Origin of the sequence: Desulfurispirillum indicum S5, assembly GCF_000177635.2 — a bacterium.
In the GTDB taxonomy this organism is placed as follows: domain Bacteria; phylum Chrysiogenota; class Chrysiogenetes; order Chrysiogenales; family Chrysiogenaceae; genus Desulfurispirillum; species Desulfurispirillum indicum.
In genome coordinates, this window is sequence record NC_014836.1 from 1,391,350 (window position 1) to 1,405,932 (window position 14,583).

The 14,583-nt window shown below is 56.5% G+C and carries 13 protein-coding genes; 7 read left to right on the forward strand and 6 right to left on the reverse strand.

Annotation, left to right across the window (positions count from 1 at the left end):
* Nucleotides 1-60: 60 nt before the first annotated feature.
* The 6 genes from sthA (at nt 61) to truA (ending at nt 6,925) form a co-directional block, all read left to right on the forward strand.
* Nucleotides 61-1,467, forward strand: a complete 1,407-nt coding sequence (gene sthA / locus SELIN_RS06540; protein ID WP_013505876.1) for a Si-specific NAD(P)(+) transhydrogenase — start codon at nt 61-63, stop codon at nt 1,465-1,467.
* 79 nt (nt 1,468-1,546) lie between these two features.
* A complete protein-coding gene (locus SELIN_RS06545) occupies nt 1,547-3,115 on the forward strand; it encodes a DEAD/DEAH box helicase (RefSeq protein ID WP_013505877.1) in 1,569 nt (522 codons plus the stop codon).
* A 12-nt stretch (nt 3,116-3,127) separates the two neighbouring features.
* A complete protein-coding gene (gene ispF / locus SELIN_RS06550; RefSeq protein WP_013505878.1) occupies nt 3,128-3,616 on the forward strand; it encodes a 2-C-methyl-D-erythritol 2,4-cyclodiphosphate synthase in 489 nt (162 codons plus the stop codon).
* On the forward strand, nt 3,603-4,469 hold the full coding sequence (locus tag SELIN_RS06555) for an NAD(+)/NADH kinase (RefSeq protein WP_013505879.1): 867 nt from the start codon (nt 3,603-3,605) through the stop codon (nt 4,467-4,469). The genes ispF and SELIN_RS06555 overlap by 14 nt, the downstream gene beginning before the upstream one ends.
* Nucleotides 4,470-4,472: 3 nt before the next feature.
* On the forward strand, nt 4,473-6,137 hold the full coding sequence (gene recN / locus SELIN_RS06560; protein ID WP_013505880.1) for a DNA repair protein RecN: 1,665 nt from the start codon (nt 4,473-4,475) through the stop codon (nt 6,135-6,137).
* Nucleotides 6,134-6,925, forward strand: a complete 792-nt coding sequence (gene truA, locus SELIN_RS06565; RefSeq protein ID WP_013505881.1) for a tRNA pseudouridine(38-40) synthase TruA — start codon at nt 6,134-6,136, stop codon at nt 6,923-6,925. The genes recN and truA overlap by 4 nt, the downstream gene beginning before the upstream one ends.
* A gap of 20 nt (nt 6,926-6,945) precedes the next feature.
* Here the strand turns inward: truA and SELIN_RS06570 are convergent, their stop codons facing one another.
* Nucleotides 6,946-10,152 carry an efflux RND transporter permease subunit gene (locus SELIN_RS06570; RefSeq protein WP_013505882.1) on the reverse strand — a complete coding sequence of 1,069 codons (3,207 nt, stop codon included), beginning with the start codon at nt 10,150-10,152 and terminating at the stop codon, nt 6,946-6,948.
* Nucleotides 10,152-11,174, reverse strand: coding sequence for an efflux RND transporter periplasmic adaptor subunit (locus tag SELIN_RS06575; protein WP_013505883.1), 1,023 nt, complete (start codon nt 11,172-11,174; stop codon nt 10,152-10,154). Before SELIN_RS06575 ends, SELIN_RS06570 begins: the two co-directional genes overlap by 1 nt.
* Before the next feature lie 323 nt (nt 11,175-11,497).
* On the opposite strand from SELIN_RS06575, the gene SELIN_RS06580 reads away from it, so the two are divergent.
* A complete protein-coding gene (locus SELIN_RS06580; protein ID WP_013505884.1) occupies nt 11,498-11,857 on the forward strand; it encodes a DUF4870 family protein in 360 nt (119 codons plus the stop codon).
* A 100-nt stretch (nt 11,858-11,957) separates the two neighbouring features.
* Here the strand turns inward: SELIN_RS06580 and SELIN_RS06585 are convergent, their stop codons facing one another.
* The 4 genes from SELIN_RS06585 to SELIN_RS06600 all read right to left on the reverse strand — a co-directional run bounded on the left by SELIN_RS06585 (nt 11,958) and on the right by SELIN_RS06600 (nt 14,569).
* The gene (locus tag SELIN_RS06585; RefSeq protein ID WP_013505885.1) at nt 11,958-12,296 is read right to left on the reverse strand and encodes a GlpM family protein; all 339 of its coding nucleotides are present in this window, start codon (nt 12,294-12,296) and stop codon (nt 11,958-11,960) included.
* A gap of 11 nt (nt 12,297-12,307) precedes the next feature.
* On the reverse strand, nt 12,308-13,138 hold the full coding sequence (locus SELIN_RS06590) for an SIR2 family NAD-dependent protein deacylase (RefSeq protein WP_013505886.1): 831 nt from the start codon (nt 13,136-13,138) through the stop codon (nt 12,308-12,310).
* A gap of 100 nt (nt 13,139-13,238) precedes the next feature.
* Nucleotides 13,239-14,003: a M90 family metallopeptidase gene (locus SELIN_RS06595; protein ID WP_013505887.1), complete on the reverse strand. Its 765-nt coding sequence runs from the start codon at nt 14,001-14,003 to the stop codon at nt 13,239-13,241.
* Nucleotides 14,004-14,005: 2 nt separating this feature from the next.
* Complete coding sequence (locus SELIN_RS06600) at nt 14,006-14,569, reverse strand: macro domain-containing protein (protein ID WP_013505888.1); 564 nt, start codon at nt 14,567-14,569, stop codon at nt 14,006-14,008.
* Nucleotides 14,570-14,583 lie beyond the last annotated feature (14 nt).

Here is a 14,583-nt window from a genome sequence, read left to right on the forward strand (position 1 = left end):
AGCGTACAGCCGGAAACTGTGGTATAGTGGCAAAAAAAGTCAGAGAGAGCAGGTGAGCAGATGGCATATCAATATGATCTTATTGTCATTGGCAGCGGCCCGGCAGGCCTGAACGCTGCCCTGGAGGCGGTAAAACTGGGAAAAAAAATCCTGGTGGTCGAAGAGATGGGTTTTGAAGGGGGCAACTATCTGCATAATGGCACCATCCCCAGTAAGACCCTGCGTGAAGCCGTTCTGAAGCTTACGGGCAAGGGAAGTATCCTGACATCCACCTTGTCCGTTCAGGAACAGTGTGCTCAGGAACCAAGCCTTGATCACTGCCAGCAGGTCTCCTTTGAAGATCTTGAACGTGAAGTAACCTCGGTCATCAGGTTTGGCCTGACCAATATCACGCGCCAGCTCAGCGCCCTGGGTGTGGAAGTGTTGACGGGGAGCGCGCGGTTTATCAATGCCCATACCCTTGAGGTCCGTGGCCCACAGCAGCGCAGTGCCGTAACAGGAGATACGATTCTCATCGCCACAGGCAGTCGACCACGTACGCCTCAGGATATTCCCATAGATAACGAGGTCATCTTCGAAAGTACGGGCCTGCTGCGGGCGGGGCGTATTCCAAAAACCATGATTGTCATCGGTGGCGGCGTGATTGGCACCGAGTACGCTACCATTTTCGCGGCGCTTGGCACCAAAGTCCTGCTGCTGGATCGCAATCAGAGGCCCCTGCAGTTCCTGGATGAAGAGATCGGTGAGACTCTGACCTCTATCATGGGGGAAAACGGAGTCGGCTTCGCCCATGCCGAGCAGATTGTAAGCGTCAGACGCGATGGCGATACAGGTATTGTGCAGACGGAACACCAGACCTATCAGGCTGATCTTGTGCTCTATGCCCTGGGGCGGGTAGCCAACACGGAGTCTCTGAAGCTGGAAAACGCCGGCATAGCCTTGAACGATCGCGGGTATATCCCAGTCAACGACCTCTATCAAACCGAGGTTCGCCATATATTTGCCACTGGTGACGTGATCGGCTGGCCCAGTCTTGCCAGCACCAGTGCCCTGCAGGGCCAGATGGCGGTTCGCTTCGCCTTCCGCACCCCCACAACACCATTTCCAACGGTCTTTCCCTATGGAGTCTATACCATTCCCGAGATCAGCATGGTTGGCATGACCACTCAGGAGTGTGTCGCCAGGGGATTTCAATACAACTGTGGTCGTGTGCGCTTCAGCGATCTCCCACGGGGGATAATTTCCAGCGATATCCAGGGAATGCTGAAGATCCTCTTCCACCAGGACACTGGAGAGATCCTCGGCGTACACGTCATTGGCACCGCGGCGACGGAAATCATCCATACCGGGTATATGGCCATACTCGCCAATAAAAAAATTGACCATTTCCCGGCGATGGTGTTCAATACGCCTACTTTCAGCGAAGCTTACCGCATCGCCGCTATCGATGGATGCGCGAAGCGCTGAACACAGCTTTGCTCAGTGGCTGCAGCCATCCCTGGGATGAGCCAGCCCCTGTATATCAATACCTGCATCGGGGAAGCCATTGTTACGCTACATACTGAACAAAATCCGCAAACTGCCCCTGCGAAAACTCAAAGGGCAGTCATCACAGAGTTCATCGGTCGCTGAGAACACGACAGACACGACATCGCCAAAGCCCCTGTACAAGTCCCAGCGGAAAAAGAGTGCCAAAACAGCTCCAAAGCCCAAGGAAACGCCAAATACTGAACCGGAGCGCGTACCCCGCAGTGGCGGAAAAAAGCGCCGGGCATCTGCCGAAAAAACCGAGCAGACCGTACGACCGGAATCAACACCCTGGACTCCCGAAGTCTTTCAGGTTGACCCCCAGGAAGGGCGCGTCCGTTTTCACGACCTGAATCTGCCGGAAGAGTTGATGCATGCCATTTACGATCTTGGTTTTGCGTACTGTACGCCGATCCAGGAACAGGTACTGCCCCGGGCCATAGAGGGCAAGGATGCCATAGGGAAAGCCCAGACAGGAACCGGCAAGAGCGCGGCTTTTCTCATGACCATCATCTGCCGGCTGCTGTCCCGTCCCCAAGAAAAAGCCAGCATTGGACGTCCACGAGCCCTGATTCTCGCTCCGACCCGTGAGCTGGCAATGCAGATATCCAAGGATGCCCATGACCTGTGTCGTTATACCCCCCTGAAGATCGTGACGCTCTTTGGTGGGATGGATATGAACAAACAGCGCCAACGCCTGGAAAACGAAGCGGTGGATATTGTGGTGGCTACCCCTGGCAGACTGCTGGATCTGAAGTATCAGAAGTGCGTGTTCCTGGGGAAAGTCGAGATTCTGGTTATCGATGAAGCTGACCGCATGCTGGATATGGGATTTATTCCCGATGTGCGCCAGATCGTCAACTCCACCATGCCCAAGCACCTGCGTCAGACACTGCTTTTCTCGGCCACGCTTTCCAATGAAGTCACCCGTCTGGCATCCGCCTGGATGACCGAGCCCTTCATGGTGGAGATCGAGCCGGAACAGGTTACGGTAGAAACCGTCGATCAGCTCGTCTATATCACCACCCGTGAGGAAAAATTCACCCTGCTGTGGAACACCATCAATCAGGCGAACCTGACCCGCGTCATTGTCTTCGCCAACCGCCGCGATGAGACCCGTCACCTTTCGGAAAAACTGACCCGCTACGGTGTCACCAATGCGATACTTTCCGGTGAAGTGCCCCAGGCAAAGCGTATTCGCACCCTGGAGAACTTCCGCGAAGGCAAGATCGCCGTCCTGGTGGCCACCGACGTGGCCGGTCGCGGCATCCACGTGGACAGCATCAGCCACGTCATCAACTACAATCTGCCCGAAAACCCCGAAGACTACGTGCACCGTATCGGCCGTACCGGCAGAGCCGGAGCCTCCGGCATCTCGGTCAGCTTTGCCTGTGAAAACGATTCCTTTTATATCCCTGCCATCGAAGACTACATCGGGAAGAAACTCACCTGTAAATATCCTGGGGATGAGCTGCTGCGACCGCTTCCCGCTCCACAGAAGAAGGAGGCGGCACCACAGGAAGCTTCCTCGGGTTCCAAGCGTTCATCGCGCTCCAGAAACCGACGTAAACCCAGAAAATCAGAGTGATGCGGAGCGTGCATGTACCGAATCGGCACGGGATTTGATGTCCACGCCCTGGCAGCCGGGCGCAAACTGATAGTCGGCGGGGTTGAAATACCCTTCCCCCTTGGGCTTCAGGGGCACTCCGACGCGGATGTGCTGCTGCATGCCATTTGTGACGCGCTCCTGGGTGCTGCGGCTCTGGGCGATATCGGCAGGCACTTCCCCGACAATCAGCAGGCGTTCAAGGATATAGACAGCCGGATACTGCTGCGCGAAGTCCGTCAACGCATTGCGCAGTCGGGGTATACGGTAGTGAACATCGATGCTACCATCATTGCCCAGGCACCCAAAATGGCACCCTATATCGACCAGATGCGTCGTAATATCGCCGAAGATCTCTGCATAACCGTCGACGAGGTGAATGTGAAGGCCACCACCACGGAAAAACTTGGCTTTACTGGTCGCGGTGAAGGGATTGCCTCCCAGGCAGCCGCGCTGATAGGGAAGGTACATGGAAACCATTAAGTATGTGGGGATTATCGGGAAACCGAAACAGGAGCTCACCCGCACCGTTGTCAGTGAGTTGATCGCCTTTCTCGAATCCCAGGGTATCCGCTACGATCTCGACGAAGATACCGCCCGCACCTGCAATATGGAAAAGTGGGTGAATAAAAGTCAACTGGTCAACGAAGTCGACCTGCTGGTCGCCCTGGGAGGCGATGGCACGATCCTTGGCGTGGCACGTCTCATGGCGGCCACCTCCATTCCCATACTGGCGGTGAATCTGGGACGCCTTGGCTTCCTGACGGAAGTGACCGTCGATCAGCTCTTTCCCGTGCTGGCTGAGATACTCAAGGGAAACTATCGCGTCGATAATCGTATGATGCTCAATGCCCATGTACATCGTCGCGGAGAGCGTTTCGGCACCCATAATGTGCTCAATGACGTTGTCATCAACAAGGGTGCCCTGGCACGCATTATCGAGCTGGAACTCTTTGTCAATGACCAGTTTGTCACCCGCTACCGCTCCGATGGCCTGATTGTCTCAACCCCCACGGGCTCGACGGCCTACAACCTGGCCGCCAACGGCCCCATCATCCATCCGTCCCTGACAAACATGATCATCACGCCGATCTGCCCCCATATGCTCACCAACCGGTCCATTGTGATTCCCGCCGATGGAGTGCACCTTTCCATCCGTGTCAAAAGTCACAGCAGCGATGTGATGCTTACCCTGGACGGACAGGTGGGAGTGGGACTGCAGACCGATGATATCATTCATATTGCGAAATCAGACGCGGTGATCAGAATGATCACCCACCCGAAGAAGAATTATTACGCGATTCTCAAAGAAAAGATGAAATGGGCGGAGCTCTGAACCATGCTGCAGGAACTCACCATAAAAAACCTCGCCATCATTAAAGAGGTTACCGTCAACTTCCACCATCAACTGAATATTCTGACTGGTGAAACCGGAGCCGGGAAATCCATCATCATTGACGCCCTGGGGCTTATCTGTGGTGCCAAGGCCCCCAAGGAGCTGATTCGCAGCGGCGAGGAGAGCATGGAAGTGCAGGCGCTCTTTGAGAACCTGCACCCTGAGCTGTGCCAGCTGCTGCGGGAGCAGGATATCGACTGCGATGATGACCAGTTGATTATCCGCCGTGTGGTCAATGTCAACGGGCAGAACAAGGTGTACGTCAATGCCGCCATGCAGCCGGTGGCTTTTCTGAAGACCCTTGCCGATCACCTGGTAACCATCCACGCCCAGAACCACCACCAGATGCTCCTGCAGCCAGCGCGCCACGTCAGTTTTCTTGACGCTTTTCTGGAAGCGCCGCAACAGCTTGAAACCTATCGAGAGCACTATCAGGACTACCGTCGCAAGCGTCGCCACTATGACGAGGCCGCTTCCCGGGTACGCGAAGCCCGTCAGCGCCTCGACTTTATTCAGGGACAGCTGGAGGAAATTGACAGCGCCCGCCTGCAGCCCGGTGAAGATGAGGAACTGGAGAACCAGCTGCGGGTGCTGACCCATGCCCAGGATATCGTCGACCTGTGTCAGCAGGTGTATGACGCCCTTGAAGAGGCCGATGATGCCATCCTGGCACGGCTTGCCCAGGTTAAACGGCAGCTCGTCAGTCTGACCAGATTTGACAACGACTTTCACTCCTACCTGAGTGAGCTGGAAGGGGCCGTGACCACCATCACGGATATTTCAGCCGTTGCCGGCCAGAAAGCCCAGGAAATAGAAGCTGATGAAAAACAGCTTGCCATTGTGGAAGGACGGATACGGCTGATTGACAGCCTGAAGCTCAAGTATGGCACGACAGTTCAGGCCATCCTGGAATATGGGGAAGAGCTGCGGGCAGAGCAATCGGAACTTGAGCAGAGTCTTGACCTGGAGAAACTGCAGGCGGACAGCGAAGAGGCCCTGGCCAAAGCCATGGACAGTGGACGGCAACTGAGCGCGCAGCGGCAGAAGGCAGCCGCCTACATCACCAGCAGCATCCTGCAGCACCTCAACCAGCTGCATATGAAGAACTGTCGCTTTGAGGTCAGCATGACATCCCTTGACGAGCCAGCTGAAGAAGGTCTGGAGCAGGTGGAATTCCTTCTTTCCGCCAATAAGGGTGAATCCCTGAAGCCCCTTGCCAAAGTCGCCAGTGGCGGCGAGATGAGTCGCATTATGCTGGCCATCAAGGGGGCACTGGCCGAACGGGAAACCCACGCCGCCACCATGGTCTTTGATGAGGTTGACACCGGCGTCAGTGGTGCCGTGGCAGAAATGGTGGGCAAAAAACTCAAGGAGCTGGCCCGCCGGCACCAGGTCATGGTGATCACCCACCTGCCCCAGGTCGCTGTGCAGGGTGATCAGAACTACCGAATTACCAAAATTACCAGTGGCAATGCCACCATGACCCGTGTGGACGCCCTTGACCATGAGGAGAAGGTTGCTGAAATCGCCCGAATTCTCAGCGGCGTCGATATCACGGCCGAATCCCTCTCCCACGCCCGTCGCTATATGGATCAGCTGGAATCATGACCGAAGGAACCACCAACCGGCGCATAGCCCTGAAAGTCGCCTATGACGGCACCCATTACCACGGCTGGCAGACCCAGGAAAACGCCGCAAACACCATCCAGGCCATTCTGGAGCACGCGGCGGGAAGCGTATGCAATCACCCGCTGTATATCCATGGTTCCGGCCGCACCGACACCGGTGTGCACGCCCGGGGGCAGATCTGCCATCTGACCACCACCAGCACGATTCCCCTGTTCAAGATCATCATGGGCATGAACTCCATGCTGCCCCGTGATATCCGTGTGCGCAACGCCTTTGATGTGGATGAAGATTTCCACAGCCAGTATTCAACCCACAGCAAAAAATACAGTTATGCCATTCTGCACGGCTGTCAGCCCGATCCTCTGCAGCGGCTTTACAGCTGGCATGTGCGACAGACCATCGATCCGGCTCGTCTGCAGGAGGAGTTGAACCACTTTGTGGGCGAGCACGACTTCAAAGCCTGCCGGGCCAAGAAAGCCACCACCAAAACCACCGTCCGCACCATCTATTCCATCGGTGTCCGGGTGGAGAGCCCCCACAAGCTGCACATTCACTTCCATGGCAATGGGTTCCTCAAACACATGATCCGCATCATGGTCGGCACCGCCGTAGATCGCGCCATCGGGTGCCTGGATCGCAGCATTCCGGAAATACTCCTGAGTCGTGACCGTACCCGGGGTGGCAGGACAGCGGCCCCCTGCGGGTTAGTGATGGAGGAAGTGCTCTACGAGCAATACGACTTCAGCGCTGACTTCCGCATCACCTGAAGGGCCTTTGGGGGCACTCCCTATACGGGAATGCCCCGGTGGCGAAAGAGCGCGTAGTAGAGCAGCGGAATGACCACCAGCGTCAGCAGGGTGGAGACGGCCAGTCCGAAGATCAGCGATATGGCCAGGCCGTTGAAGATCGGATCATCAATGATGAACAGAGCGCCGATCATGGCGGCCACAGCCGTCAGAATAATAGGCTGCGCGCGCACCGCGCTGGCGTGTACCACGGCTTCCTCCCAGCTCTGACCACTGCGCAGACTGTGATTCATGAAGTCCACCAGCAGGATAGAGTTGCGCACGATAATGCCCGCCAGGGCGATCATGCCGATCATACTGGTGGCAGTAAACTGCTGCCCCAGGAGAGCGTGTCCCGGCATAATGCCCACCAGGGTCAAGGGGATAGGGGCCATGATCACCAGGGGCACCAGGTAGGAGCGGAACTGCCCCACCACCAGCATGTAGATGAGAATCAAGCCAACAGCGTAGGCAATGCCCATATCGCGAAAGGTCTCATAGGTGATCTGCCACTCGCCATCCCACTTGATGGCCGGCGTTGCCGGCCACGAAGGCTGGCGGATGAAATACTGTTCGGGCGCGTTCTCTTCTCCCGCCAGGACGGCCACGGCGTCAAACATGCCATACAGTGGCGAGTCGAGCTTGCCGGCCATATCGGCCATTACATAGCTTACCGGGAGCAGATCCTTATGATAGATCGCGCCCTGCCAGCTGGACTCCACGATATCCGCCACTTCCCCCAGAAAGACGAGTTGGCCGCTGCGGTTGCGCACTTTTAGTGACAGCAGCTGTGAAGGCTGCGCCTTGTCCGCTTCGCTGAGATGGACCCGTATCGGTAGAGGATACTTACGATAGGGATCGTGCAGAAAGCTGACCTGCTCAGCGCCCAGTGCCATGGTCAGGGCGTCGACCACCTGGGACTGGGCCACGCCCAGGTTGGCGGCACGCTGGCGATCCACATGGATAAACCATTTTGGAGAAGGAGATTCCAGAGTGTTGTCCACGTCCACAATCCCTTCGCGCTGGCGCAACAGTTCGGTGATGCGCTCCGCCATACGGGCGCGCGTTTCGGGAGAAGGACCATAGATTTCCGCGACTATGGGTGCCAGAACCGGTGGTCCCGGTGGTACTTCGACAATTTTCACATTGGCTCCGCTCTCGCGGGCAATTTCCTGCAGCGGAGCGCGTACCGCCAGGGCAATTTCATGGGACTTGCGCTTGCGTTCGCGCCGGTCAGAGAGATTCACCTGAATATCGCCATGGTGGGGCTCACTGCGCAGGTAGTACTGACGGACCAGTCCATTAAAGCTCATGGGTGAGGAAGTGGCCGCGTAGGCCTGCCAGTTGGTTACTTCGGGTACTGTTTCCAGGTATTGTCCAAAAGCCAGCAGCGTAGCCATGGTCTGCTCCATGGGCGTTCCCTCGGGCATGTCGACCAGAATCTGAAACTCCGACTTGTTATCGAAGGGCAGCATTTTCATGATCACCAGTTTGCCAACGGGCAGCAGCATTGCCGCCAGGGTAAGGGCGACTACACCGGCAGCCAGTAGCCAGCGCCTGCCACGTCGGCCACCGAGAAATGGATCAAATACCCGCTGGAAAAAGCGCTCTACACGGGGATTCGGACCCTCGTGGGGCGCTGGGGCTTCACCGGCAGGGTGCTGCGGATGTTGCATGAGCTTCAGGGCCAGCCAGGGAGTGACCACAAAGGCGATGATCAGGGATATCAGCATTCCGGCAGAGGCGTTAATGGGAATGGGGCTCATATAAGGGCCCATGAGGCCGCTGACAAAGGCCATGGGCAGCAGAGCCGCGATAACCGTGAATGTGGCCAGAATCGTTGGCCCGCCCACCTCGTCGACAGCCAGGGGAATGGCTTCGGCCAGGGTTTTATTGCCCATCTGCATATGGCGGTGGATGTTCTCCACCACGACAATGGCGTCATCCACCAGGATACCGATGGAGAAGATCAGGGCGAAGAGGGAGACCCGGTTGAGGGTGAATCCCCACGCCCAGGAGAAGAAGAGGGTAATGGCCAGGGTGATGACCACAGCTATGCCGACGATCAACGCCTGACGCCAGCCAAGGGTTGCCAGTACCAGCAGGATTACGGAACCGGTTGCCAACATCAGTTTGGCAATCAGGGTGTTGGACTTATCGGCGGCAGTCTGGCCGTAATCACGGGTAATGAGGACCTCGACGCCGTCAGGGATAACCAGATCCCGCAGCAGCTCCAGTCGTTCTGTAATGGCAGTGGTTATGTCAATGGCATTCTGACCAGGTTGTTTGGCGATAGCCATGGTAACCGCCGGGAAAAACTGCTGTGATCCATGGCGATGTTCTCCAGGACCAAAGCCCAGTATGACACTGTGGTCAGGCACAGCGGCCTCACGGGTAATGACAGCCACATCCTCCAGAAAGACCGGTGCCCCGTTGTGCATGCCGATCACCAGTCCACGCACTTCATCCACATGTTCCAGAAAACTTCCGACCTGAACCGGAAGAGCGACTCCTTCCCGTACAATGCGGCTTTCCTGGCTGGTGGTATTGGCGGCCAGCAGTGCCTGGCGGATGTCATCCAGGGCAAGGTTGTAGCCATGGAGCCTGGCTGGATCAAAAATCACCTGAACCTGCTCCGGCGCGGAGCCAATGGTATAGATATCCCTGGTGCCGGGAATGCGCTTGAGCTCGACTTCCAGAGCATGGGCCACGGCAGTGAGGTCGGCCGGGCTGCGTGTGTCTTGCGGGCTGAAGAGCGTCAGGGACATGATGGGAACATCATCAATGCCCTTGGCCTTGATAATGGGAGGCATGGTGCCCAGATGGGGAGGCAGCCAGTCCTGGTTTGCATAAACCTGATTGTACAGGCGAACCAGTGCATCCTGCCGTGGCACACCCACCTTGAACTGCAGGGTCACTACGGCCATTCCATGGCGCGAGACGGAGTAAATGTGTTCAAGGCCCTCGATTTCACTGAGTATCTGCTCGGCTGGAGTGGCGATGAGCTGCTCAACCTCCACCGGGCTGGCGCCTGGATATGCGATAAAGACATCGGCCATGGTCACATCAATCTGGGGTTCTTCCTCTTTGGGGGTGACCGTGATGGCAAAGAGTCCCATGAGCAGTCCCGCTATGGCCAGCAGTGGCGTGATGGGTGACGCCTGAAATGCCGCCGCTATTCTTCCCGAAAATCCCGTGTTCTTCGTCATCAGTGTGACCTCGTCTGGAGAAGCTGCAGCGCCTCGTGGGGATGCAGCGCGATAATTTCCCCGGCGGACAGTCCTGCGAGAATCTCCAGGAGCTCCCCATCGTGACTGCCGACACGTACCTGGCGCAGGCGAGGCCGCATGTTTTCATCCATGACATAGACCGCCCGCAGCTCACCCTGGCGCACCAGTGAGGTGGTGGGTATCCAGAGAGCTGACCGTTGCGCCACCGGCACTTCTACTCTGACCAGCATGCCGGGAAAGAGGCTGGCGGCAGGATTTTCTATGTCTATGCGCACCCTGAAGGTATGGGTGGATGGATCAGCGTAGGGATACAAGGTGGTAACACCGGTTTCAAGGGGAGTTCCATCGTCCATGATTACGCGGAATTTTCGCTCCTGGCGGCTCAAGGCGGCAAAGCGCTGAGGCAGGGCCGTAACCACCCGCAGTTCTTCCAGGGTAAGGCCGCTGAGCAGTGGAGTTCCTGGGCTGACAGCCTCTCCGATTTCCACATGCCGGCGGGTTACCAGGCCTCCATAGGGGGCGCTGATGCTGGTGTAGGCCAGGTGTTGCTGAGACTCTTCCAGCGCGGCCTGTGAGCGCGCCAGTCGAGCTTGTGCTGCTGAGAGCTGATTGCGCGCCTGGTCAAACTGAGCCGGAGATGCAATGCCCTGTTCATGGAGTCTTTTGACACGTTCATGGTTGGATTGGGCATCATTAAGGCCGGCAGTTGCCTCGTTGAAAGCCGCTCTGGCCTGGTTGACGCGTGCGCGGTGCTCGCGATCATCCAGCTCAAGGATAAGCGCTCCCGCCGGCACAGCATCGTCCACATCAAAGTAAATTGCCTTCACTGTGCCGCTTGTCTGGGCCGAGACGGTGCTCTGTCTGACCGCCTCGACGGTTCCATCAAGCTGCAGGTATTCGGTTTTCACTCGGTGATTGACCACTGTGGTTTCCAGGGCGAAAGCCGGTATGCCCAGCAGAAGAAACAGAAAGGGGAGAAGTGCTGATTGTGATTTCGACATAAAGGACTCCCTTGTGCATGAAGTGAAGAAATGCCGGTGTCTCTATCCGCAGTCTTGCCTGTGCGTGAAGAGTCATGTTCGAAAGATATTTGCATATATGGCCATTCAAGAATAGGTTTTTTGCCACCAGAACTCAAGGGAATGTTACGTTCCCACGGGGGGATATTCACGTTTGACGAATGGAAGGACGTGTGTTAATTGTCATAGAAGTGATATTCTTAAAGGGCAAAAGTTGCATGCGGAAAACGTTGCCAGTGGCTAATAACATATACGTTTCACTGCTGGCCCGTATCAGCTGCCCTATCTCTGGGAGGAGTTGGATTATGAACAATGCGGAAGATCTCAAATCAGCAAAAACCCTGACAACCGTTATCTATGCGCTGTACGCGGCATCCTTTTTTGTGGGCCTGACGGCGATCGTTGGGATTATCCTGAACTATCTGAAAAAAAATGAGGTCGCCGGAACCTATCTGGAGAGCCACTTTCGCTGGCAAATACGGACTTTCTGGTTCGGTCTCCTCTGGTCGGTGATTGGTGCGGTCGCCCTGACCATCCTTATCGGCTGGGTGATTCTGCTGGCAAACTTCGTGTGGATCATTTACCGAATCGTCAAGGGCTGGCTGAGACTCAACGAAAACAAGCCCATGTACGAGGAGAAAGTGATTCCGGTTCAGGCCGTTTAACCGCAGGTGAAAATTCGCTGCGGTGTTACTCTTGCGGTGTCTGAGCTGCGCAAAGAATTCTTGAAGCCCTGGCTCCTGCCGGGGCTTTGCTGTATCTTAATCAGCTGCTGTAGCGGGTCCACAGGATGATCAGAACCCAGGCGGATACTGCCCAGCAGGCCACTGCCGAACCGAGGGCCATGCCAAGACGCATCCGGTCGGCAAAGAGGTACAGGCTGAGCAGGTAGATGGAATAGGGCACCATGGACCAGGCGCCGAAAATGATAGTCGTTTTCAGATCCGCAACGGAGCGCTCGGTTCCAATAATGAAGTGGGCGATGAGCGCAAAGGTGGGAAAGAGGGGTACCAGTCCGGCAATGGCGTAATTGCGCGTTTTGGAGAGCAGGGCGATGAGCAGGACGGCCACTGCCCCCAGCGCAACCTTAATGGCCAGTGACATAAGTGTGCATCTCAGCGGGCAAGGTGCTCACCAATCCCCTGCAGTGCTTCCAGGGCACCTTTGTCAATGGAGATATGGGCGCCGCGCACTCCATATTCGCGGGGGTTGATGCGAATCAGGGTGACATCCTCTGTGGTGCTCAGGCGATCTCCCAGGTTCCTGATGGTGGGAACCGAAGTGCCGGCACCCATCTCAATGATGACTTTACGGTGGCCGCGGTGACGGTTGAGAAAGGCGGAAAAACGTTCCTCCTGTTCAGCAGTACGGCTGCTGATCCAGGCGTAATCACCGAACATCAGGATGTTGGGTCGCGCCACAGCGTTGCAGCGGATACAGGACGGAATATATCCGGCTCGCATGGTATCGAGATCCACTGGTATATCTTCCTCGTTGGCCCATATTTCCGAAGAGCATGGGGTCGTGCACTGCAGGTGGTGAATGGAGCCGTGAACCTCCAGGATACGGGAGTCGGCATAGCCTGCCTGCTGGAACTGTCCATCGACATTAGAGGTGACCACAAAGTGATCTATGCCGAACTTCTTTGACCACTCCTTCAGCCAGTTAAAGCCGTCGTGGGGTGTGGTGGAACGGTACAGGTTGGTACGGTGGCCATAGAAACCCCAGCCGAAGGCAGGATCTTCGTCGAAATGGCGCGGATTGGCTGCTCCGGCAAAGCTCAGACCAAGCCGTTCATACATGGGGTAGGCGTTCCAGAAACCCTTTTCACCGCGGAAGTCGGGCAGGCCTGAATCCACACCCATGCCGGCTCCCGAGGTAATGATCATGGCTTCGGCGTTCCGTATAACATCAGCTGCCTTGCGGTACTTCTCCGTATACTCCATAGTCTTCACCTCCAGCACATGTGGTTTTTCGGTTCACTGATCCGTGTGTATTGACATAAGTCTAGTGATCACAGGAAGATGTTGCAAGAAAAACCCGCGATTATTTGTGGGCAGTATCCCAAGCGAAAAGCCGTGCCAGCTGTTCATACCACTGTGGATTCCATTGCCTGAGTTGTCTGGGCTGCTTGAAAAAACACTCACAGCTTACGGCAAAAAATTCAGCGGGGTCTTCGGCGCCATAAGGATCGAGCACCGTGTCCTCGTCCGCCTTCACCAGGCGTCCATGTTCGCGAAAGGCCGCCTGCAGTATGGTGCGCCAGGTATCGCGGCTCATGTCAGGATGGAGCAGCGGCACTCCGTCGGCGTCACCGCTGAGCATGTCGATCTGGTGCGCCATCTCGTGGATGACCACATTGGTGTTGCCTTCGCTGAAGGCATCGTGGCTGACGTCATTCCAGGAGAGAATCACGGGGCCATAATACCAGGATTCACCGATCAGCGGTTCTTCGTCCAGATGGACGATGCCATTTTCGTCCTCCAGTGCATGGCGCGGAATGAACTCGTCGGCGTAAACAATTATGGAATCGAATGAACGATAGACGTTCAGGTTCAGATTCACCAGGGGTACGCAGGCCTGCAGGGCGATGAGGTGCTTCATCCTCGCGTCGATGGCAAAACCAGCGGCCGGGAGAAGTGTTTTCCTGGACAGGAATTCATCGGTTATCCGCTGGAGCTTTCGCTGCTGCTCCCGCGACAGATTCTTCAGCAAGGGCATGGACTGGCGCAGATTCTGCCACAGGGCCAGATCAAGGCCTTCGCTGTCAGAGAAGAGGCGAAACCATCTGCGCAGCCACCTTGCACGCAATCTCAGGCTCCTTTCAGGGCGGCCCGGATGAGGAAGAAATCATCGCGACTGTAGCCATAGACGACAATGTCCATATCAAGCTCCCGCGCCATGGGGATGAGATGCCTGGCGTAGCTTTCCAGTACGCTGCGCTTGTCCAGACCACCCACGCCGGTACCCATCAGGGGCAGGACCAGTTTGATTCGCGTCAGATCGGATGGCAGGGAAGGCCGCATGCGGCTGATACATTCCCCTATGCCTTCGAGAATCTTTTCGACGGTGTGTATGGTGGGCATGCTGCTCTTGCCGCTGGAGTAGTCCATCACCGCGCCGTGGAGCACATTGCGGATATTGCGGGCTGTGCCCGCCCCGGTGCATACGACATCACCCTGCTGGATGGGCCCATGTTCGCGTTCATAGGCCGTTTTGCAGGTGTGCAGGTACTGCTGATACTCGTCGTCGCCGCAGTGGGCGCGAAAGGCAGCGGAAACGCCGCTGCCCAGCACAAGCTCCGTGTTGGAGGCGTTGACGATAAAGGTGGCATCGGGTTCTTCAACCAGATTGCCCTGCCGGGCTATGACAGACATAGGGAAAGACCTCC

Bases quoted from the DNA above. Each gene is read 5' to 3' on its own strand.
- SELIN_RS06570 (WP_013505882.1), bottom strand. From the start codon at position 10,152: ATGACGAAGAACACGGGATTTTCGGGAAGAATAGCGGCGGCATTTCAG.
- SELIN_RS06575 (WP_013505883.1), bottom strand. From the start codon at position 11,174: ATGTCGAAATCACAATCAGCACTTCTCCCCTTTCTGTTTCTTCTGCTG.
- SELIN_RS06555 (WP_013505879.1), top strand. From the start codon at position 3,603: ATGGAAACCATTAAGTATGTGGGGATTATCGGGAAACCGAAACAGGAG.
- SELIN_RS06580 (WP_013505884.1), top strand. From the start codon at position 11,498: ATGAACAATGCGGAAGATCTCAAATCAGCAAAAACCCTGACAACCGTT.
- sthA (WP_013505876.1), top strand. From the start codon at position 61: ATGGCATATCAATATGATCTTATTGTCATTGGCAGCGGCCCGGCAGGC.
- ispF (WP_013505878.1), top strand. From the start codon at position 3,128: ATGTACCGAATCGGCACGGGATTTGATGTCCACGCCCTGGCAGCCGGG.
- SELIN_RS06590 (WP_013505886.1), bottom strand. From the start codon at position 13,138: ATGGAGTATACGGAGAAGTACCGCAAGGCAGCTGATGTTATACGGAAC.
- recN (WP_013505880.1), top strand. From the start codon at position 4,473: ATGCTGCAGGAACTCACCATAAAAAACCTCGCCATCATTAAAGAGGTT.
- SELIN_RS06600 (WP_013505888.1), bottom strand. From the start codon at position 14,569: ATGTCTGTCATAGCCCGGCAGGGCAATCTGGTTGAAGAACCCGATGCC.
- truA (WP_013505881.1), top strand. From the start codon at position 6,134: ATGACCGAAGGAACCACCAACCGGCGCATAGCCCTGAAAGTCGCCTAT.
- SELIN_RS06585 (WP_013505885.1), bottom strand. From the start codon at position 12,296: ATGTCACTGGCCATTAAGGTTGCGCTGGGGGCAGTGGCCGTCCTGCTC.